The sequence below is a fragment of the Halomonas sp. IOP_6 genome (assembly GCF_021151565.1).
Lineage (GTDB): Bacteria > Pseudomonadota > Gammaproteobacteria > Pseudomonadales > Halomonadaceae > Vreelandella > Vreelandella alkaliphila.
Genome location: NZ_JAIRBO010000001.1, coordinates 494388 through 515951 on the forward strand (window position 1 = coordinate 494388; position 21564 = coordinate 515951).

Here is a 21564-nt window from a genome sequence, read left to right on the forward strand (position 1 = left end):
GGCCATAGTGTGCAGTTGCGAGAATTCTACCTTATGGTGACGCGCATCAACACCGCTTACGAACGCCCTGTTGCTTTCGCATGGGAATGATCTGAATTGGCTGAGTCGCTGTGAGGCTAAATTCGAGAGCGCCATCCTGGGCGGTACTCCACAAGCAGCTCTGTTGTTGCCGAAAGCGGCGCACTACCGCGTCGACCGGATGGTTAAAGGGATTATCTTTCCCGGCACTAAAAATGACATGCCGAGGACGGCTTACTTGAACGAACTGAACACCCGAACTTGTATTGCTGCCATGATGCCCAGCCACTAACACGCTAATCGGCATAGTAACATTCGCTAAGATTCTCCTTTCGATGTCCTTGCCCGCATCTCCCGTGATCAGCAAACTCTGCTCACCAACGCTTACCTGAAGCACACAGGAGCGATCATTTGAGGACAGTACGTTATCTCCCTTTGGGGGCCATAACATCTTGTAGTCAATGCCATCACGCCGCCACTGCTGTCCTTGAACACACTCTGTACTAGCAACAGGCAGAAGCTCTCCATGGGGAGCCCACCATTGCGTTATTTGATGGTCTTTTAAGAGCGCACTAATCCCTCCCGCATGGTCGGTATCGGCATGACTGACAATAACGTGATCGAACGATTGACCTGGAGGCCAAAGAGTTTGCAATGGCATAAAACCACTGCGAAAGCGAGGTCCTGTGTCGTACAGCAATCGATAGTTGGCGCTACGTAACTCAATCAGCTGGCCTTGCCCGACATCATAAACAATGACGCGTAGCTCACCTTGGTTAAGCTGCTCATCCGCTGACCACCACGGAAAGCTTAACAGTAGCAGGGTCGCGCCAATACGTAGCCACCCCGGAACATTAGGAAGCCCCCAGCACAGCGAAATTAATAACAGTGCACCTACCAACGGGAATACCAATATTGACGGTGGCTGCCAAAGCGGCGCCCACTGCACGGTAATGACTAGCAACTGATGAAAAATCTGCAGTGCCTGCTCAAAACACCACCACACAAAAAGCCCTATTCCAGGCAGTGGCGATAGCACCCACCCCAATAACGCACTGGGTACCATGACGGAGCTGACCCAAGGTACAGCAACAAGATTAATCAGCGGGGCCGCAGGGGCAACTCTGCCAAACGCCACCAGCACTGCTGCCGCCATCAGCGGTGCGATGAGTAGTTGAGAACGCAGTAGCGCCCAGCACCACCCTTTGAGCCCTTGTGGGCGGGGGCGGCCTTGCCAAATAATAATCAACCAACCTACCGCAATAAACGATAGCCATAGACCGGGCCGCCACGGTGCAAGCGGATCAACCACTAACACTATCCCAAGTGCAAGCCACCAACCTTGCCAAGCTCCTGGTGCATGCCGTCCGCTAAGCACCCACAAGCCTAACAGCGTCATGATCATAGCTCGCATGGCAGGAGGCGCTAGTCCAGCTAACATGGCGTACCCCACAGCCGCCGCTCCTGCTAGCCACCAGGGCCAAACACGCAGACGCCAATTGGTAGGCGTCATCAGCCTGGCACTAAAACGAGCCAGCAGCAGCACAAATGAAGCGACAAGCCCAACATGCAATCCAGAGATAACCACTAAATGCGTCGTACCTGTTGCGTTGAGTAAGGTCCAATCTTCTTGAGACAACTGCTCACTATCACCCAGCGTTAGCGCCGCAAGCCAGCGTCGAGTTCGCTCATGCAACGGTTGGCTAGACAGCGTTTCAATTGCTTTCTGACGAAGTGTTTGCGTAGCCCCCGACAAGCGTTCAGGCGTAGGCTCTTGCCGCACATAGCCCGTTGCATGTATGCCTTCGCGCCACAACCACTGCTGGAAATTAAACGTATGTGGGTTAGTAAAGCCACTGGGAGGGCGGAGCCGCAGCGTCATCCGCCAACGCTCCCCAACGAGGTAGCGTTGGTTGCCATAGGCACTTACTCGCACGCTACGCAGTGCGCTACAGCTCGGAAGCCCTTCAGGAGAGAGGCAGGATTCAACTGCCAGACGTATGCGTGACGACCCCGCTTCCGTTTGAACATTGATTACTCGAGCCTGCAGAGTGACATCTTCACCACTGAGCCCAGATGGCAAACGGTACCCCCACTCTTGCTGCACGCTGATAAAAACCCAGCTTGAAATAACCAACCAAATTAATAAGCTACGGCGAAAAACAACCCCGAAAAGCGCCACCACCAACACACTAGGCAAGAGAACCTGTAGATGCGCTTCAGGACCGCTTAACCACGCTGCTAGCGCACCCATCAATGCTGCCAAGGCAGCAGGTAGTGCAGCGCCTAATTGCATATCCCCTCCTTGGAACTGGGTCATTCATACCCACGCCATAGCCGAAGCACGCTGCTATATGGATAATAGGATATACCAATTGAAAGAGTACCTGACATGCCGCGCCGTTTCCTGCAGCGCTACATGCCAAAACCCGACACATTAAGGCGACAGCGCTCACTACGCTTTATTGCGCCGTTAATTGCGGATCCTGGGTTATGGCTTTTAACACGTCGAAGCGTCGCAAACGCGTTCAGCGTGGGGCTTTTTTGCGCCATGCTGCCTATACCGTTTCAAATGGTAGTTGCAGCACTAGGGGCAAGATTTAGCCGTTGCAACCTGGCACTTTCAGTAGGGTTGGTGTGGATTACGAACCCGCTCACTATGCCGGTTATTTTTTATTTTAATTATCGGATTGGCACGTTTCTGTTAGAAGCACCAGTAAGGGAGGCGCCATCGCGCATATCAACACCCTGGATTGCAGAACAAATGCACGACATCCTGCCACCGCTAATGCTTGGATCATTAATTTCTGCCTTACTATTAGCCATGATTGCCAATATCGTCATACGGCTAATTTGGCGCTGGCATGTTTCCCATCACTGGAAGCGCCGCCGCCTGAAGAGACGGCAGCGCCGAGCTTGTATTGAATCAGAGTTCGACGACTAACCCCCTAGGGTATTAGTCGTTGTTCTGCTCAATTAACTGCCCACTATCCAGCCTTAATACCCGATCCTGATGGGCAGCCAAACTGACATCATGAGTCACAATAACAAACGCGCAGGCGCTCTCTTTAGCCAATTCGTCCATAAGCGCTAATATGGTACTTGCCGTGGTTTGGTCAAGGTTCCCAGTAGGCTCATCCATCAGCACAAGACTAGGGTCTGTCACTAACGCACGAGCAATGGCCACCCGCTGACGCTCACCACCCGAAAGCTCGCCAGGCTTATGATCAGCCCGCGCCTTCATGCCCACCCGCTCAAGCAGCTGCATAGCGCGCTGCTCCGCTGCCTTTTTAGACTGGCCACGAATAATTAACGGCAGCGCGGCGTTCTCTACCGCAGTGAACTCAGCTAGCAAGTGATGAAACTGATAGACAAAGCCGATATAGCGGTTTCGAAAACGGCCTAGTGCCGCTTCGTTAAGACCGGCTAACGGCTCACCAGCAATCACTACGCTACCAGCGCTAGGCCGATCGAGCCCTCCCAGCAGGTTTAACAGCGTTGTTTTACCCGAGCCTGAGCTCCCTACAATGGCAACACGCTCTCCAGCATGTACCTTAAGCTCAAGCTGATCTAATACGGTAAGATCTTGAGGGCCTTCGCTATATACCCGTGTCAGGCTGTTACATTCCAACATAACTGTTGTTGAGTGCTGTGTACTTGAGGTCATCGTTGCTTCCTTATTCATAACGCAGTACATCGGCAGGCTGAACCCGAGCGGCCCGCCAAGCGGGATAAAGCGTCGAGAGGAAGGTCAGACCAAAGGCAGCGATGACAATATCACGCACATCACCCCACTGCAGTTGAGAGGGCAAGTCACTAATAAAGTAAACCCCGGCATCCAAGAACTGAATACCGAAAGTTGTTTCAAACCAACTAATCAAATCAGAGATAGTCAGTGCCAGGAGAACACCCACAGTAACGCCAATCGCAATACCTATCAGACCGATGGTGAGCCCTTGCACGATAAAAATCCCCATGATCGAACGTGGGGTGGCGCCTATGGTTCGTAAAATGGCAATATCCGCTCGCTTATCGGTCACTACCATCACTAGCGTAGACACTATATTAAACGCGGCAACGGCAATAATGACCGTAAGCAGCAATGCAATCATGCGCTTTTCCATCTGTATCGCTTGAAATAGACTGCCATGGGAAGCAGTCCAATCCGTACCGCGGTACCCTGCGCCAAGTTCGTTAACGATCGCTTGCGTTTCACTGCCAGCCACGAACAGGTCATCTAGTTCCAGCCGTAGGCCACCCACCGCGTCGCCCAGGCGCGCTAACGTTTGCATATCTTCAATATTGGCATAGGCCAGATTAGCGTCTAAATCAGCGCCTACACTAAAGATACCGCTAACAGTAAATCGCTTGAGTCTTGGAAAAACCCCCGCAGGCGTAATCGATGCCTCTGGAACAAGTAGCGTGACGCGATCACCTACCCCAACGCCCAACCGACGTGCCAGCATAGACCCCAGCACTACGTTCCACTCACCAGGCACCAGATCAGAAAGCTGACCTTGGCGCATATGCTCACCAATAATCGACACTTGATCTTCCCAGTCTGGATGGATGCCATTCACCATAGCGCCTTGGTTTCTACCACCCGCTGAAAACATTCCTTGCTGTTCAACATAAGGCGCTGCACCAATGACTCGCTCTCGCTCAACAAGCTGTTCTGCTAACGCCTCCCACTCAACTAACCCTGCTTGTGATTCAATTTTAGTGTGAGGCACCATTCCCAAAATTCGAGTACGGAGCTCGTGATCAAAACCATTCATCACCGACAGCACAAGAATGAGCACTGCCACGCCAAGCATCAACCCCAGCATTGAAGTTAGCGAAATAAATGAAATAAAGTGGTTCCGGCGTTTAGCGCGCACGTAGCGCAGCCCCACCAGAAAAGGCAAACGATCAAGCATGGCATCATTCCTTAGTAATAAGCGTCCATGGTACGGTTTTTTTAGCATGGGTGCATGTACGAACGCTGCGTTAGAGTAACAAGTCTGCCTACCGTTCCCTCAAGCACGGTAACGCTTGCATGTTGCTAAGCAAGCCCCTAAATTGCGCCCATTCTTCTTGTCGTTAGGGCAAGGATTTTTTCGACTATTAAGAGCATTCGTGACGTTGGCTAACAAGACTTACCGTTTATTGCCCGAGTGGTCCCCCCAAGACGGCTTGCAACTGACTTGGCCCCGCCCAGACGGCGACTGGGCACCGCTGTTATCGCGCATCGAAGCAACACTTGAGCGTATCGTGATTGCCACGACACGCTATCAGCGCGTGTTAATCAGCGTTCCTGATGACACCACCCAGCGCCGCTTGGCTGAGACGTTTGAGGCCTATGGCATTGCCCAACAACAACTGATGCTCATTGTCGCTCCCACGGATGACACTTGGGCCCGAGACCATGGGCCGATCACCGTGGTGGACGAAGCGCAGCAGCCACTCATGCTGGATTACACGTTTACTGGCTGGGGCGGTAAATTTCCTGCCGAGCATGACAATCGCCTCACTCAGTGGCTGGATGATGCAGGGGTGTGGACCTGCCCCATCGCTCCACGCAGCATGGTGCTAGAAGGCGGCGCGATTGAAACCGACGGAGAGGGCACACTGCTAACCACTGAGGCCTGCCTACTGAACCCCAACCGCAATCCGTCGCTTTCGCGTACGGATGTTGAAGCCCAGTTAGCGGAAGATTTTGGCGTCGATCGAGTCCTATGGCTAGCAAATGGGCATCTTGAAGGTGACGATACTGACAGTCATGTTGATACGCTCGCGCGCTTTTGCAATCCCTTTACCATTGCATATGTCCGCTGCGACGACCCGACCGATCCTCACTATCCAGCGCTAAACGCAATGGAGCAAGAGCTCATGGCGTTTCGCCAACGCAACGGCGAGCCCTACCAATTAATTGCTTTGCCGTGGCCACAAGCCTGCTTTGATCCTGAAGATGGTCATCGTCTCCCGGCTACCTACGCTAATTTTTTAATTATCAATAATGCCGTACTGGTGCCCACGTACGGCGATCCCGCCGATCTGGTCGCGCTGCAAGCGTTGAGTATTGCCTTTCCAGAACACACCCTGATTCCTATCGAGTGTAATAGCGTCATTCGTCAGCATGGCAGCCTTCACTGTTTAACCATGCAGCTACCGAAAGGCACCCTTGCCCCTGCGCTTAGTCAATCCTAAGGAGCCATCATGTCTAACAGCTTAACCGCCGGTATTGTTCAACAGCCAGCGTGGCCAGATAAAGCACGTAGCCTTGCTGCCAGCGAAGCAGGCATACGCTCAGTTGCTAGCCAAGGCGCACAATTAGTGTTGCTTCAGGAGCTGCATGCCACGCACTACTTTTGCCAGTACGAAGACCCTGCACTGTTTGATTTGGCTGAACCACTAGACGGCCCTACTGGTCAGCACCTGGCCGAATTAGCCAAGGAGTTGAATATTGTGCTGGTGGGGTCGCTGTTTGAAAAGCGTGCGGCAGGGCTTTACCACAATACAGCCGTCGTTTATGACCGCGCAAAAGGACGTGTAGGACAGTACCGTAAAATGCACATCCCAGATGATCCGGCCTTTTACGAAAAGTTTTACTTTACCCCTGGTGATTCTGACGACGGACGTGGCCAAGGCTTCACGCCTATTGACACCTCTGTTGGGCGGCTAGGTATTCTGGTTTGTTGGGATCAATGGTACCCGGAAGCGGCACGCTTAATGGCACTAAGTGGTGCGGAGCTGCTTCTCTACCCCACGGCCATCGGCTGGGATCCAAGTGATGATGACGCTGAAAAAGCCCGCCAGAAAGATGCTTGGACAATTATACAGCGCTCCCATGGCGTCGCTAACGGGCTGCCCGTGCTGGTCGCTAACCGAGTCGGCTTTGAACCCGACCACTCTGGCGTTGGTAACGGCATTGCGTTTTGGGGAGGAAGTTTTGTATGCGGCCCACAGGGAGAAATGCTAGCGCATGCAGGTGAAGAGACGCAGCAACTAGTCGTCAACATCGATATGGCGCGTAGCGAGAACACTCGGCGTATTTGGCCTTATTTGCGCGACCGCCGCATTGATGCTTACGGTGACTTAACACGCCGCTATCGCGATTGATAACCCACTCGCTAGATAACCAATCTCGACTGATAAAAACACAAGCTGGTAAAAACACAAGCTGGTAAAAACATAAGCAGGTAAAAACATAGACGCCTGCTCTCATCGAGAGCAGGCGCAGCGTTCAAAATGCTAACGTGTGGCGATTGGCTTTGGCTTTACTTCCAAAAATCACGAATAGACGCAATTCCCTGAGCGCCAACAGCGCGTGCATGGTTAGCATCAAAACGTGTCATACCACCCAGTGCAAATACCGGCATACCAGCACGTTCCACTAGCTGCTGGAAGTCATGCCACCCCAGTGGCGCCACTTCAGGATGCGAAGGCGTAGTGCGCAACGGCGACAGCGTGACAAAATCACAACCCAAAACCGCAGCCTGAGAAAGTTGCTTTTGATCGTGAGTCGACGCCGAGAGCCATTTATTTTCTGCAATCGGGCGACGCTCAAGGTCCATTAACCGTGCGCTAGTTAAATGAATACCGTCAGCATCAACAGCGTCAAGTAGTGCAGGCTCTCCATTCAGCAACAGCTTCGCATCGTACTGACGGCAAAGGCGCAGCGCGCGCTCAGCACGGGCAATGTATGCCGCTTCATCAAGATTTTTTGCCCGCAGCTGTACGAGTCTGACACCATCTTCACTAAGCGCTCTTTCTAACAAGCTATCGAAACGCTCTTCGTCAGCTTCTTCGCCGGTAATCAGGTAATCAGTGGGCAACATCACCGCACGCAAAATAGGCAAGTTAGCGGCAGGGAAAGGATAGTTCACCAACTCTTCCATAGGCACCCAGCGCACAGCCTGCCCCTCGCGGCCAAACGGCTCACCTGCAAACTCTTGGACTTGCCAAACATCTAGCAGGATGTGCTTATCAGGATACTCATGATGAACGCGGATAAGTGGCCGAGCCCGTACAATCTCGACGCCAAGCTCTTCGTGAAGCTCACGCTTGAGACCTTCCAACCCTGTTTCATAAGGCGCCAGCTTGCCCCCAGGAAACTCCCATAGGCCGCCTTGATCGACATTAGAGGGCCGACGCGCAATCAGCACCCGCTTCTGATCGGCGCTGATCATTGCAGCCGCCGCGACATGAACTCGTCGTTTTACCATTACACTCATTACGTCTTTACCCACTTTTTGCGCGCCGCCCTAACCAAAGACGACGCTATCTCGCTGCATTAGCACGTCACTGCAACTGTTTTGGCTACTTTTCAGTGCGCTTCAGCTACGGTAATCCGCGTTGATAGTCACATAGTCATGAGATAGGTCCGAGGTCCACACAGTGGCACTCTCTTCACCACGGCCCAAATTAATGCGAATGATGATCTCTTCCTGCGCCATGACAGCGCTGCCCGCTGCTTCTGTATAACTGTCGGCACGGCCGCCCTGTTCAACCAAGCGAACGTCACCTAAATCAATCACGACTTGATTAACATCGAATGCCTCAACCGGCGCGCGCCCAACAGCGGCTAGAATACGCCCCCAGTTAGCATCAGAAGCGTAGAGCGCAGTCTTCACCAGCGGCGAATGAGCAACGGTAAAAGCGACATCCAAGGCTTCCTGCCGAGTGGTCGCTTCATCCACCTGGAGCGTCACAAACTTAGTTGCCCCTTCACCATCACGAATAATCGCTTGAGCAAGCTCGGTCATGACGCATTGCAGCGCATTGCGGAAAATGGCCACCTGCTCTTCATTTTCGATGCGAGCGCCGGTACCTGTCGCTGCCAACATGCACGCATCGTTGGTTGATGTATCGCTATCGACAGTGATGCAGTTAAAGGAGTGATCTACCGTTTCACGTAACAAACTTGCTAACAACGGCTGCGCAATCGCCGCATCCGTTACCACAAAGCCCAACATGGTAGCCATATTAGGCTTAATCATGCCTGAACCTTTGGTAATACCGTTGATCGTGACCTGCTGATCGCCAATTGAAACGGTTGCCGTTGCGCCCTTGGCACGGGTATCCGTGGTTAGAATTCCCTCACCCGCTTGCTGCCAAGCAAGGCTAGTATCCGTTAAGGAATTTAGCGCATGGGGTATACCGGCAAGCAGGCGCGTCATGGGCAGAGGTTCACCTATCACGCCGGTTGAAAAGGGCAAGACCTGGCTTTTATCAACGCCCATTTGCTCAGCAAGCGCTTCACAGCTGGCATAAGCATCCTGCAAGCCTGATGCGCCAGTACCAGCATTGGCATTGCCAGTATTTACCAGCCAGTAGCGAGGCACACGCCCTGCGCTTGTACACGCTTCAAGATGCGCTTTCGCAACGACCACTGGGGCAGCGCAAAACGCATTACGAGTAAAAACCCCAGCTACCGTGGCAGTTTCAGGTAGCTCAATCACCACAACATCACGGCGATCCGGCTTTTTAATACCTGCCATTGCACTACCCAGGCGCACCCCATTAAGGGGTGGCAATTCCGGAAAAGCAAGATTTCCCACCGCCATGTTTTTCTCCTTTGCGCTCAATTTCGCCACGCGTGATTAGCTTAGTTTTCCGCAGCACTGCTTATATTTTTTACCGGACCCACATGAGCACGGATCATTGCGCCCTACTTTCGGCCCTTCACGACGCAGCGGACGACCATCAGTCCCTGGCGCTTCCTGTGAAACATCGTCCTGCTGGGCATTAGGGTCGTCGTGGCGGCTTGCTGCTGTCGCACGTTCACGTACTGACTCTTCACGGCGCTTTTGCTCTAACGCATCAACCTCTTCAGGCTGACGGACCTGAACATGGCTTAAAATACGCGTAACGTCAGCTTTGATGTTCGTTAGCAGATGCTGGAACAACTCGAAGGACTCTCGCTTGTACTCTTGCTTAGGGTTCTTCTGGGCGTAGCCACGCAAATGAATGCCGCGACGCAAGTGATCCATCGACTGAAGATGCTCTTTCCAACGGGTATCCAATACCTGGAGCATTACTTGCTTTTCAAAACGGCGAATCAACGTGGCACCAGCAGCCTCAATTTTGGCTTGATACGCATCGCGGTGCATCGCTTGTAAACGCTCACGCAGCTTCTCTTCACTGAAGCGCTCATCCTCTGCCGCCCACTGGGTAACAGGAGCATCAAGATTGAATTCAGTTTTAAGATGCGCCTCTAACCCAGGCAAATCCCACTGCTCAGCCAGGCTCTGAGGTGGCACATAATCACTGATGGCATCTTCCATGACTTCTTCACGAATACCGATAACGGCGTCGGAAACCTCATCAGCGGAAAGAATTTCATTTCGCTGTTCGTAGATAACTCGGCGCTGGTCGTTAGCGACATCATCGTATTCGAGCAACTGCTTGCGGATATCAAAGTTACGCCCCTCTACTTTTTTCTGGGCGCGCTCAACAGCGTTAGACACCATCTTGTGCTCAATCGCCTCACCGCGTTCTAGCCCGAGAGCCAGCATCAAGCGCTTCACTCGGTCAGAACCAAACAAACGCATCAAACTGTCTTCTAACGAGAGGAAGAAGCGTGTAGAGCCTGGGTCACCTTGACGTCCCGCACGACCACGCAACTGGTTATCAATACGACGGGACTCATGGCGCTCAGAACCAATCACATGCAAACCACCCGCTTCTAAAACACCGTCATGACGCTTCTGCCACTCCGCCTTGAGAGCATCAATCTGTTCTTGGGTAGGATTTTGCAGCTTAGCTGCTTCTGCTTCCCAGTTCCCCCCCAGGACGATATCGGTACCACGACCCGCCATATTCGTTGCAATAGTAATGGCGCCAGGACGACCTGCTTGAGCGATGATTTCTGCTTCGCTTTGGTGCTGTTTAGCATTCAGCACATTAAACGCCAGGCCAGCTTCGCGCATAAGGCGAGCTAGGTACTCAGAGGTTTCAATCGAAGCAGTACCGACTAGAACAGGGCGTCCCGCTTCGGTTTCGGCCCTCACATCTTTAATAATCGCTTCGTATTTCTCTTCCGCACTCAGATAAACCAAATCATTCAGATCTTTACGAGCAAGCGGTCGGTTCGTTGGAATGACGACCACATCCAGGCCATAAATTTGCCGAAATTCGAACGCTTCGGTATCAGCGGTGCCGGTCATACCTGCGAGCTTTTCATACAAACGGAAATAGTTCTGGAAAGTAGTCGATGCCAGTGTCTGGCTCTCTCGCTGAACCGTCACCCCTTCTTTCGCTTCAACCGCTTGGTGAAGCCCTTCTGACCAACGGCGTCCCGGCATACTACGCCCAGTATGCTCATCAACGATGACGACCTGGCCTTCAGATACGATGTAGTCAACGTCTAAATGATAAAGATGCCGTGCGCGCAGCGCGGAATGCATATGCTGAAGCAAGTTTAGGTTTTGTGCGGCATAAAGCGATTCGCCCTCGCCCAACAGCCCTTCGGCACGCATTAGCTCTTCAACTTTGTTATGCCCCTGCTCGGTAAGCTCTACCTGCTTTTGTTTTTCATCAAGCAGGAAATCTCCCGTGACCGGCGCATCACTGTCCTCAGAGGCTTCACCTTGCTCTAACTGTTGAGCCAGGCGATTCACAATGCCATACAAATCAGTGTTTTCATCCACTGCGCCTGAGATAATTAACGGCGTACGGGCCTCATCAATTAAAATAGAGTCAACTTCATCGACAATGGCGTAATGCAGACCACGCTGCACTTTATCCTCAAGCGCGAATGCCATGTTGTCGCGCAGATAGTCGAAACCAAACTCATTGTTAGTGCCGTAAGTGATGTCACACTGATAGGCATGGCGCTTCTCTTCACCCGTTTGACCAGCATAGATAACGCCTACCGATAGCCCAAGAAACTCATACAAGGGCCGCATCCACTCAGCATCACGGCGAGCAAGGTAGTCGTTAACGGTGACAACATGCACACCCTTGCTTGGCAGCGCATTTAAATAGACGGCAAGCGTCGCCACCAGGGTTTTACCCTCACCGGTTTTCATTTCCGCAATACGGCCACGATGCAACGTCATGCCACCGACCATCTGGACGTCAAAGTGGCGCATTTTCATTACCCGCTTACTGGCCTCTCGCACGACGGCAAACGCTTCGGGCAATAAACTATCAACAGACGCGCCTTCTGCTAATTTTTGACGGAGCAGCCCTGTTTTTGCCTGCAACTCAGCGTCACTCACCCCTTCAAGCGCTTGCTCTAAAACGTTAATACTGAGCACACTTTTTTGCATGCGTTTAACGTCGCGATCATTTTTAGAGCCAACGACTTTACGTAACAAATTATTAATCATGAAAGTTCCAAATCTTCACGAGCGCTCCATTCAGGCGCGCCCTTTATATAAGGCAAATAAGGGTAAATTTAGTAAACGGACAGCTGAGCTGGCGGGCCACGAGGGGTCAGCACATCAATCGCGGCAACCAATCGACGTGGGATATGAAGAAAGTAGCGGGAACAGTGCAAGACGACAGGATGGATACGCGCTTTTTTTCTTACCCAGCGGCGCAGCGCAAAGCGCTTCTTAGCGATCCATTCAGATTGGGCACGCAGCATTGCGGGTACCCAAAAGCAGATGATGACGCCGCGTTCACCACTACGAAATGCATCTGAAGGATGTAAACTAGCAGGTAACAAACAGCTCACTAAGAGGCCTGCCAGCCACCAACGCGCTAGGCCATTTCGGCGTTGCCGCCGCGGCGAAGCAGACAAAACATCTGGCGTTGATGACATGCTGTGGACTGGCTCCCGAGCGTGTTAGGCTCTATCAATTAAAAGACAATACAGAACGCTGGTGGCAACCGTGAGTGTGGCGCAGCCAGCAACGTTCCAGGAATCAAGTTAATGAGTATAAAGGTTAAGCGATCCCGCGCACAGCCCATTACCCAACTGCTGACCAAGTCGGGCAGCGCTGGACAGCTTATGCGACAGTCCCGCTTAATTGATCAGGCTCAGCGTCATTTACGCGCCCACCTTCCTGAAGCAATGCGTGAGCATATTTTCGTCGGGGGCTTTCGGGACGGCCGATTGACGTTAATAAGTGGCCAAGCAAGCTGGTTAACGTGGTTACGCTATGAACAGCCGCGATTGCTAACCCTACTGCATCAATTGCCAGGGTTTGAAAGCGTTACCGGCTTTACCCTGAAAGTGCGGCCCGTTCGGCCAATTGAAAGCCCCAAACGCTACACGCGCACCCTCTCAGAAAATGCAGGAAAAACGCTGACCGAATGCGCTAAAGACACTGACAACCCCTCACTTAAAAACGCCCTGGAGCGCCTTGCGGCGCATGCACCTAATCATTCAGATGACAAACATTCATAGCCACGTATTGCCAGTGCCAATACGCAAAAAGCACCGCTAAAGCGGTGCTTTTTACTATTGCTGTATGCTTACTCACCCGCCCAACAAGCGTTCAATCTATGCCATTGCAGGTGCCGAGTAAGAGATAGGCGCAACCGCTTTATCTTCTTCAAAAGTGACGATTTCATAGGCGTCGGGCTGCGCCAATAGCTCGCGGCACAACTGGTTGTTGAGCGCGTGTCCCGATTTAACACCCTGAAACTCGCCAATCAAACTGTGGCCCAGCTGGTACAAATCACCAATAGCATCCAGCACTTTATGCTTGACGAACTCATCGTCGTAACGCAGACCACCTTCGTTCACGATGCGGTAGTCATCCACAACAATAGCATTATCTAAGCTACCACCAAGCGCAAGATTATTGGAGCGTAAAAATTCGAGATCGCGCATAAACCCGAAGGTACGTGCACGAGAAACCTCTTTAACAAACGACGTCGTTGAAAAATCGATCAACGCAGTTTGTTTTTGCTGCTCAAACACAGGGTGATCAAAGTCAATTGCAAAAGAAACTTTAAAGCCTTGATGCGGCAAAAAAACGGCTTCTTTATCGCCATCACTGACGGCAACGCGGCGCTTAATTCGAATGAATTTCTTAGGCGCATCTTGCTCTAAAATGCCCGCCGACTGAATTAAGAACACAAAAGGGCTGGCGCTGCCGTCCATGATAGGCACTTCAGGCGCACTTACATCGACATAGGCATTATCAATGCCCAATCCAGCAAATGCCGACATCAAATGCTCGACCGTCGCGACTTTCACACCCTTGTAAGAAAGAGCAGTGCATAATGTGGTGTCTTCCACCAATTCGGCACGGGCCGGTACGTGAACCACAGGCTCCAGGTCGGTCCGGATAAACACAATTCCGGTATTAGCTGGCGCCGGGCGCAAAGCCAAGTGGACTTTTTTGCCAGAGTGCAGACCCACTCCGGTAGCGCGAATGACGTTTTGTAATGTGCGTTGTCTGATCATGGGCAGTGGTCGAACTCTAATGACGGCGGTCACCGGCAAAAGTGCCGACAAGTACCGCTAGGGGAAAGAAGGTTAAGAAACAGTGTTCACTTTAACAGCAAACGAGCGTTTTAACCAATAAAACTCTCGTTTACTGTTTCAATGACCCCGATAGCGTCAGTTAATCTGCCTGACGGCGTAAAAATGCGGGAATGTCCAAATAGTCATCTGCATCAGGGGTGCGACGCTTCTCGGAACGAGGCTTCGCAGCTGGCTCAGGCGCTTCCTTACGCGCCGTTGCCTGCTGACGCATGACAGTTGGCTGTTGCAACTTGCGGTAATCTGATGACGCTTCAGCAGCAGACCGACGCACTGGCTCACGTGAAGCAACTTTACCTTTGTTACCATCCAGCCCAGCAGCCACCACGGTCACACGCAGCTCATCGGACATTTCCATGTCGATAGAGGTACCCACCACAATGGTCGCTTCCTGAGAGGCAAACTCTTGAACTGTAGCGCCTACGTCATTGAACTCACCGATCGACAAATCGGGACCGGCAGTAATATTAACCAAAATACCGCGAGCACCGTGCAGATCAATGTCTTCAAGCAGCGGGCTACGAATGGCTTTTTCAGCCGCTTCGCGAGCACGATTTTCGCCAGTTGCTCCACCTGTGCCCATCATCGCCATGCCCATTTCTGACATAACGGTGCGTACATCAGCAAAATCGACGTTAATAATGCCCGGACTGGTAATCAACTCTGCGATACCTTGAACGGCTCCCAACAACACATCGTTAGCAGCGCTGAAGGCGGTTAGCAGTGTGGCGTTCTTTCCTAGCACAGAAAGCAGTTTTTCGTTTGGAATAGTGATCAACGAATCAACGTGCTCAGAAAGCTCTTTCATACCTTCTTCTGCGGCGCGCATGCGCTTCGGCCCTTCAAACGGGAAGGGCCGAGTTACCACAGCAACCGTCAAAATACCTAACTCTTTGGCAACCTGAGCAACGACAGGCGCACCGCCGGTACCTGTACCACCACCCATGCCAGCCGTGATGAATACCATATCTGCACCGGTTAATAACTCAGCGATGCGATCACGGTCTTCCATGGCTGCTTGGCGGCCGACTTCAGGATTGGCACCGGCCCCAAGCCCCTTGGTGATTTCACCACCAAGCTGCAAGACTGTTTTTGCAGACACTCGCTTAAGCGCTTGAGCGTCGGTGTTAGCGCAGATAAACTCAACGCCTTCGATATTACTTTCGACCATGTGGTTGACCGCGTTGCCACCGCCACCGCCAACACCGACCACTTTGATGACCGCACTGCTCGAGGGTGCGTTATCTACCAATTCGAACATAAGCCCCGTCTCCTGAACCGCGCTTGCGGCCCTGTCAGAAATTTCCTTTGAACCAGCCTTTAATTCTTACCAGCGCCGATTGACCTTCCTTGATATCACGCCTGACGACTTCGTTGCGCCCTTTATGCGCAGCAACGACTTCCCCGTGGCTTTCTAGGCCTTGCCCATGTCGCGCTTCTTGCAATGCATAATGCAGTAAACCCACACCTGTTGCATAAATTGGATTGCGTACCACATCAGCCAACCCTTTGACATTTTGCGGACATGCAATACGAACAGGCATATGAAAAATCTCTTCTGCCAATTCGCTAACCCCTTCCATACGCGAGGTGCCACCAGTGAGCACAACACCAGCAGCCACCATATCTTCATAGCCACTACGGCGTAATTCGTCTCTCACCAACGTAAATAGTTCCTCGTAACGCGGCTCAACCACTTCAGCAAGTGCCTGTCGCGATAAATCACGAGCCGGACGATCTCCTACGCTGGGAACTTTAATCATTTCATCGCTTGCCGCTAGCTGTGTCAGTGCGCAAGCGTATTTAACTTTAATCTCTTCGGCATGCTGCGTTGGCGTGCGCAATGCCATTGCTATGTCATTAGTGACTTGGTCGCCCGCTATCGGTATAACGGCAGTATGGCGAATGGCACCTTCACTGAAAATGGCCATATCAGTGGTCCCCCCACCAATATCCACCATACAAACGCCTAATTCTCGCTCGTCTTCGGTAAGCACCGCCATACTAGAAGCTAGCTGTTCAAGAATAATTGCGTCAACGGCCAGACCACATCGCCGAACACATTTCTCAATATTTTGAACGGCGTTCAATGCCGCTGTCACAAGGTGAACCTGCGCCTCTAAACGAACGCCTGACATTCCTAAAGGTTCACGGATACCACCTTGAGCATCGATTGAGAACTCTTGGGGCAATACATGTAATACACGCTGCCCTTCCGAGACCGCACGTGCGCGGGCTGAGTCAATAACGCGCTCAATATCGGATGGTGTGACTTCCCTTTCTTTAATCGCAACCACGCCGTCTGAGTTCATTGAACTGATATGGCTACCAGCAACGCCGACATAGACAGAGTGAATATCACAACCAGCCATTAATTCCGCTTCTTCAACAGCGCGCTGAATAGATTGCACTGTTGATTCGATATTAATGACCACACCACGCTTCATGCCGCGTGATGGATGAGAGCCGATACCCGCTATCTCAATCCCGCCGTCATCGGTGGGTTGACCGACTATCGCGACGACTTTGGACGTTCCAATGTCCAGCCCGACAACCATATTGGATGCGTTGGGTGAGCCTGCCATGAGTCGGATAATCTCCTAGAAAAATTTTAAAAAAACTTGTTAGTCGTAACTGCGCCAACATTGTTAAAACGGCGATACAAAATCACACGTAATAACATTGACGCCTACCGTAATATCAAGCCAAATGCTGATCGTAATTAAATAAAAAAGCCCATAAAAAAACATCAGCTATAACATAGTATAGAAACAATACTGACAATACGACTAGCGCACGCCTACGATAATCGCCTTTGTGTGCGATTTAAACCCTATTCATGGCTTTTCGCTGTTGGCAACCACTTACATTTACCTACTTTTTGCACATTGTAAGTCGCTTATTACTCATTCTCTTCTGCAAAGTCACTTTCTCCGTGCCAGGCAACTGCAACACCATTGGGGTAACGCAAATCGATATAGCGAATATGTTCCCCAACCTGAGCAAGCTCACGCTGCCACGATGCCGACAAACGAGCTAGTCGGATTTCATGCTGACGTCTTCCTAACATTACCCAGGCACCATTGCTTAACTGGAGCCGCCATGCACCACGGGGTTCTAGGCGTAATTGAGAAAGTGACAACGATAATCCCTGGAAATGAGGCGTTAAGCGGCGATAATAGGTAAGCACCTCTTCACCACTTCCCGTCGGCCCAGCCAAATCAGGAAGCCCTTGAGGCACGCCTAGTGGCGCAAACGCAAACGACTCACCTTTGGGGTTAAGTAGAAAATCATCGTTCCAGCGGGCCACTGGCGTTTGCTCTACCAGCTCAAATACAAGTGCATTTGGCCACTCTCTGGAAATTCTAACTTCATTCAGCCAGCCAATTCTCAACGCACGCCTACGCAACTCACCTAAATCTGCCGAGAGCCAAGTTGCCTCTTGAACGAGCGGCGCTAGCTGAGTACGGAGGTAATCAGCACTCACATACTCCCACTCGCCACGAATAGACACACGCTCAATAGGCTTATCTAACCATAGCCATAAGGCACGCCCACCAGCACCGAGCAACAGTGTCAGCAATATGAGGCCTAACCACGCATTACGCTTCTTCATGAGCAGCTGCGTTGAACCGCAGTATTCAATATACTCAACACCAACTGATCAAACTCTATGCCCGCATGCGCCGCCGCTTGAGGCACTAAACTATGATCCGTCATTCCTGGCACAGTATTAACTTCAATCAGCCAAAACTTGCCCATCGCATCGCGCATCACATCTACACGCCCCCAGCCTTCGCCACCTACAGCATCAAACGCTTTCTTGCATAGTTCTGCCAAGGCCTGCTCATCACTAGATGCTAAGCCACTGGGCAGGTGATACTGAGTAGTGTTAGCAATGTATTTCGCTTCGTAATCATAAAAACCGCCTGGGACTTCGACACGAATTGCCGGCAACACGTCATTACCAAGCAGAGCAACGGTATACTCTTCACCTACAATGAACCGCTCAGCCATAACACGGGCGTCATAGTTCGCCGCCTCGTGATAAGCAGCTTCTAATGCTTCCTGGCTTTTAACGATACTAATCCCCAGCGTGGAACCTTCGTGAACAGGCTTTACCATCATTGGTAAACCTAATTGCGACACCACCATAGACCAATCAGATGTCTCGCTGAGCATGATGCTTTCAGGTGTGGGTAACCCTACAGCCTGCCAAACCTGCTTCGTACGCTGCTTATCCATTCCTAACGCTGACGCCAGCACCCCACTGCCGGTGTAAGGCAGCCCTAAAAGCTCTAGCGCTCCCTGCAGCGTACCATCTTCACCACCACGACCATGAAGAGCCACAAAAACAGCCGTTGGGGCAAGGCGTTCTAGCCCTACCAAACCCTCTTCTTTTGGATCGTAGCCAATGGCATCGATACCTTGACGCTTTAATGCGTCAAGCACAGCTGCACCGCTTTTAAGCGACACTTCGCGCTCTGCTGAAGTACCACCATAAACAACAACGACGCGTGCCAAGGGGTCATTCAATGACATTGCTGTACTCATAGCTCTACCTTATCTAGCGCCAACTTGGCTTGCGCGAAACGCAGCGAAATACCACCCACATCACCGGCACCTTGAGTAATAAAGATATCCCCAGGGCGCAGAAGTTTGCTTAACAGTGCAGGTAGCTCCTGTTTATGCTCAACGAACACTGGATCGACTTCTCCTCGCTGACGAATAGACCCAGCAAGGGTGCGGCCTTCGGCGCCTGGAATCACGGCTTCCCCAGCGCTATAAACATCCAATAGAACGAGCGTATCCACTTGAGAAAGCACACGAACAAAATCTTCATAAAGATCGCGGGTGCGACTGTAGCGATGCGGCTGGTACAACATGACCAGTCGACGATCCGGCCAACCTGCACGAACCGCCTGAATGACCATGTCAACTTCACGGGGATGGTGCCCATAATCGTCGACTAACATGATCTCGCCATCAGCCTTGGGGGCGCTGAAGTGGCCATGCACTTGAAAACGGCGTCCTACACCAGCAAAACTTGCAAGCCCACGAAGAATGGCATCGTCGCTGACCCCAGCATCCGTTGCTACAACAATCGCCGCCATAGCGTTTAACGCATTATGGCGACCAGGCATTGCTAGCCGAATAGCTAATGGAGCAGCTTCCCCAGGACGCACTGCGGTGAACGAGACTTCACCGCCTTGCTGAGTGAAGTCCACAATGCGGTAATCAGCATCTTCATCGAAACCGTAGGTGACAAACTGACGCTTCACCTGATCACGCATCGACCGAATGTTAGCGTCATCAATACACAGCACTGCCAGCCCGTAAAACGGCAAATTATGCAGAAACTCGATGAATGTGCTTTTTAAGCGCTCAAAATCCCCACCATAGGTCGCCATATGGTCTGCATCTATGTTCGTCACAATAGAGACCATTGGCTGAAGATGAAGAAAAGACGCATCCGATTCATCAGCCTCAGCGACTAGATAATCACCCTCCCCCAACCGAGCGTTAGCGCCAGCACTGGTGAGTTTTCCACCAATCACAAAGGTGGGATCCAATCCGCCTTCCGCCAGCAGCGTTGCCGTCAAACTGGTTGTAGTCGTCTTGCCATGGGTTCCTGCGACAGCAATACCATGGCGAAAGCGCATTAGTTCGGCCAGCATTTCAGCACGCCTAACCACGGGCACACGATGCTCATGAGCCCAACGAATTTCAGGATTTGTTGCATCAATGGCGCTGGAGACAACCACGACGTCAGCGCCTACCACATTCTCTTCAGCATGACCGATAGCAACGTTAACGCCACACTGACGAAGGCGCTCAACAACATTCGATGCCTTCATATCGCTACCGCTGACGCTGTAACCCTGATTCGCGAGCACCTCCGCGATTCCACACATACCTGCGCCACCGATACCAACAAAGTGCAAACGCTTAATACGGCGCATACCAGGGCCGCTTGGACGGACACCTGAGTGCAACGTATTATTAATAGAGTCGGTCACGCAGTCTCTCCTTGTTTAACCAGCGCTAAACATCCCTTTGTAAGACGCTCAGTCGCCTCTAAGCAAGCCGCTTGGCGGGCTTTAGAAGCCATATCTGACAAAACGCTCGGGACTAATAGCTCATCTAAATAGTGTGTTAATCGCTCGGGGGTCAGTTCAGACTGTGTGACACAAAGTGCCGCCCCGGCCTTTACTAAAACGCCAGCATTGACTCGCTGATGATCATCAACAGCAAATGGAAACGGCACTAGCAAGGCGGGCTTTGCAGCTGCGGCAAGCTCTGCCACTGTTAGCGCTCCGGCACGGCAAACGACTAAATCTGCCCACTTATACGCAGCCGCCATATCGTCAATAAAAGGAGTGACATCTGCCACAATTCCATGCTCGACGTAGGCGCTTGCCGTCGCCACATCTCGGTCTTTGCCCGCTTGATGGCGAACATCAGGGCGTCGCTCTGGAGGCAAGCCCGCCAACCCGGGCGGTAAACGTTCATTCAATGCGACCGCCCCTAGCGAGCCACCAACAACTAATAACCGCAGCGGACGAACGGCCAGTTCAGAATCACTTCTTGGATGCTCACCCAGTGCAGCAATATCTTCTCGCACCGGATTGCCAATCACTTCTGCCTTGTCACCAAAAGCCTCGGCAAACGCCGCGTAAGTGCGTGTCGCCAATTTCGAGAGCACTTTATTGGTCAGCCCAGCAATAGCATTTTGTTCATGTATCACTAATGGCACCCTGGAAAGCCACGCCGCCAGCCCACCAGGGCCACTGGCAAAGCCACCTAACCCAACCACCACATCAGGATTGAAGCGGCGAATTACCTTTCGCGCTTGCAGTACGGCTTGGGAAAGGTTCAGCGGTGCCTTCAGCCAGCCAGCTACTCCTTTGCCACGCAGACCGCTTATGTCGATGGTATGAAGCGTAATACCTGCTTCTGGCACTAGGCGATTTTCGATCCCTCTTGGGCTTCCCAGCCATTCAACGTCGACATTGTGGGCTTTGAGCGAACGTGCTAATGAAAGCGCCGGAATAACATGACCTCCGGTACCTCCCGCCATAATTAAAATGCGTCGACGTGCGTTCGTCGTCACAAAC

The 21564-nt window shown here is 52.0% G+C and carries 18 protein-coding genes; 4 read left to right on the forward strand and 14 right to left on the reverse strand.

Annotation, left to right across the window (positions count from 1 at the left end):
- Nucleotides 1–46: 46 nt before the first annotated feature.
- Nucleotides 47–2314, reverse strand: a complete 2268-nt coding sequence (locus K7H08_RS02335; protein WP_231657107.1) for a DNA internalization-related competence protein ComEC/Rec2 — start codon at nt 2312–2314, stop codon at nt 47–49.
- 96 nt (nt 2315–2410) lie between these two features.
- On the opposite strand from K7H08_RS02335, the gene K7H08_RS02340 reads away from it, so the two are divergent.
- On the forward strand, nt 2411–2962 hold the full coding sequence (locus K7H08_RS02340; RefSeq protein ID WP_198349120.1) for a DUF2062 domain-containing protein: 552 nt from the start codon (nt 2411–2413) through the stop codon (nt 2960–2962).
- A gap of 12 nt (nt 2963–2974) precedes the next feature.
- Here K7H08_RS02340 and K7H08_RS02345 read toward each other — a convergent pair whose 3' ends face one another.
- Together K7H08_RS02345 and K7H08_RS02350 are read right to left on the reverse strand one after the other, a co-directional pair.
- Nucleotides 2975–3685 carry an ABC transporter ATP-binding protein gene (locus K7H08_RS02345; RefSeq protein ID WP_198349121.1) on the reverse strand — a complete coding sequence of 237 codons (711 nt, stop codon included), beginning with the start codon at nt 3683–3685 and terminating at the stop codon, nt 2975–2977.
- Between the two features lie 10 nt (nt 3686–3695).
- Nucleotides 3696–4937, reverse strand: coding sequence for a lipoprotein-releasing ABC transporter permease subunit (locus K7H08_RS02350; protein ID WP_231657108.1), 1242 nt, complete (start codon nt 4935–4937; stop codon nt 3696–3698).
- 199 nt (nt 4938–5136) lie between these two features.
- Here K7H08_RS02350 and K7H08_RS02355 point away from each other — a divergent pair, with 199 nt between their 5' ends.
- Together K7H08_RS02355 and K7H08_RS02360 are read left to right on the forward strand one after the other, a co-directional pair.
- Nucleotides 5137–6207 (forward strand): agmatine deiminase family protein, encoded by a 1071-nt coding sequence (locus K7H08_RS02355; RefSeq protein WP_231657109.1) that lies wholly within the window; start codon nt 5137–5139, stop codon nt 6205–6207.
- A 9-nt stretch (nt 6208–6216) separates the two neighbouring features.
- Nucleotides 6217–7119, forward strand: coding sequence for a carbon-nitrogen hydrolase (locus K7H08_RS02360; protein ID WP_231657110.1), 903 nt, complete (start codon nt 6217–6219; stop codon nt 7117–7119).
- A gap of 158 nt (nt 7120–7277) precedes the next feature.
- Here the strand turns inward: K7H08_RS02360 and K7H08_RS02365 are convergent, their stop codons facing one another.
- The 4 genes from K7H08_RS02365 to K7H08_RS02380 form a co-directional block, all read right to left on the reverse strand.
- Entirely contained in the window at nt 7278–8225 is a 948-nt protein-coding gene (locus K7H08_RS02365; protein ID WP_038485369.1) for a Nudix family hydrolase, read from the reverse strand.
- A gap of 111 nt (nt 8226–8336) precedes the next feature.
- Entirely contained in the window at nt 8337–9566 is a 1230-nt protein-coding gene (argJ, locus tag K7H08_RS02370) for a bifunctional glutamate N-acetyltransferase/amino-acid acetyltransferase ArgJ (protein ID WP_038485373.1), read from the reverse strand.
- A 36-nt stretch (nt 9567–9602) separates the two neighbouring features.
- Nucleotides 9603–12335, reverse strand: a complete 2733-nt coding sequence (secA, locus tag K7H08_RS02375) for a preprotein translocase subunit SecA (protein ID WP_038485376.1) — start codon at nt 12333–12335, stop codon at nt 9603–9605.
- 68 nt (nt 12336–12403) lie between these two features.
- Nucleotides 12404–12772 (reverse strand): hypothetical protein, encoded by a 369-nt coding sequence (locus tag K7H08_RS02380; RefSeq protein WP_038485379.1) that lies wholly within the window; start codon nt 12770–12772, stop codon nt 12404–12406.
- 111 nt (nt 12773–12883) lie between these two features.
- On the opposite strand from K7H08_RS02380, the gene K7H08_RS02385 reads away from it, so the two are divergent.
- Nucleotides 12884–13360 carry a DUF721 domain-containing protein gene (locus tag K7H08_RS02385; RefSeq protein ID WP_038485381.1) on the forward strand — a complete coding sequence of 159 codons (477 nt, stop codon included), beginning with the start codon at nt 12884–12886 and terminating at the stop codon, nt 13358–13360.
- A gap of 96 nt (nt 13361–13456) precedes the next feature.
- Here K7H08_RS02385 and lpxC read toward each other — a convergent pair whose 3' ends face one another.
- The 7 genes from lpxC to murG all read right to left on the reverse strand — a co-directional run bounded on the left by lpxC (nt 13457) and on the right by murG (nt 21560).
- Nucleotides 13457–14368, reverse strand: a complete 912-nt coding sequence (gene lpxC, locus K7H08_RS02390; RefSeq protein WP_038485384.1) for a UDP-3-O-acyl-N-acetylglucosamine deacetylase — start codon at nt 14366–14368, stop codon at nt 13457–13459.
- Nucleotides 14369–14528: 160 nt separating this feature from the next.
- The gene (ftsZ, locus tag K7H08_RS02395) at nt 14529–15707 is read right to left on the reverse strand and encodes a cell division protein FtsZ (RefSeq protein ID WP_038485387.1); all 1179 of its coding nucleotides are present in this window, start codon (nt 15705–15707) and stop codon (nt 14529–14531) included.
- A gap of 34 nt (nt 15708–15741) precedes the next feature.
- Nucleotides 15742–17031: a cell division protein FtsA gene (gene ftsA / locus K7H08_RS02400; protein ID WP_038485391.1), complete on the reverse strand. Its 1290-nt coding sequence runs from the start codon at nt 17029–17031 to the stop codon at nt 15742–15744.
- Nucleotides 17032–17348: 317 nt separating this feature from the next.
- On the reverse strand, nt 17349–18062 hold the full coding sequence (locus K7H08_RS02405; protein ID WP_038485394.1) for a cell division protein FtsQ/DivIB: 714 nt from the start codon (nt 18060–18062) through the stop codon (nt 17349–17351).
- On the reverse strand, nt 18059–19000 hold the full coding sequence (locus tag K7H08_RS02410) for a D-alanine--D-alanine ligase (protein ID WP_231657111.1): 942 nt from the start codon (nt 18998–19000) through the stop codon (nt 18059–18061). Before K7H08_RS02410 ends, K7H08_RS02405 begins: the two co-directional genes overlap by 4 nt.
- Nucleotides 18997–20409 carry a UDP-N-acetylmuramate--L-alanine ligase gene (gene murC, locus K7H08_RS02415; RefSeq protein ID WP_095603312.1) on the reverse strand — a complete coding sequence of 471 codons (1413 nt, stop codon included), beginning with the start codon at nt 20407–20409 and terminating at the stop codon, nt 18997–18999. The genes K7H08_RS02410 and murC overlap by 4 nt, the downstream gene beginning before the upstream one ends.
- 53 nt (nt 20410–20462) lie before the next feature.
- Nucleotides 20463–21560 carry an undecaprenyldiphospho-muramoylpentapeptide beta-N-acetylglucosaminyltransferase gene (gene murG, locus K7H08_RS02420; protein WP_084183740.1) on the reverse strand — a complete coding sequence of 366 codons (1098 nt, stop codon included), beginning with the start codon at nt 21558–21560 and terminating at the stop codon, nt 20463–20465.
- Between the last annotated feature and the right edge of the window lie 4 nt (nt 21561–21564).